Raw genomic sequence first — 383 nt, forward strand, 5'->3', positions numbered from 1 at the left:
TCTGTTGTTAGGGAAGAACAAGTACCAGAGTAACTGCTGGTACCTTGACGGTACCTAACCAGAAAGCCACGGCTAACTACGTGCCAGCAGCCGCGGTAATACGTAGGTGGCAAGCGTTGTCCGGAATTATTGGGCGTAAAGCGCGCGCAGGTGGTTCCTTAAGTCTGATGTGAAAGCCCACGGCTCAACCGTGGAGGGTAATTGGAAACTGGGGAACTTGAGTGCAGAAGAGGAAAGTGGAATTCCAAGTGTAGCGGTGAAATGCGTAGAGATTTGGAGGAACACCAGTGGCGAAGGCGACTTTCTGGTCTGTAACTGACACTGAGGCGCGAAAGCGTGGGGAGCAAACAGGATTAGATACCCTGGTAGTCCACGCCGTAAAC

Annotated in this window: 1 rRNA gene; it reads left to right on the top strand. The window is 52.2% G+C overall.

Annotated features, from left to right (window positions below):
* Positions 1 to 383: ribosomal RNA gene (locus CVN76_RS00565) — 16S ribosomal RNA — on the top strand; the annotation flags it as partial.

Source organism: Bacillus sp. mrc49 (assembly GCF_002803435.1).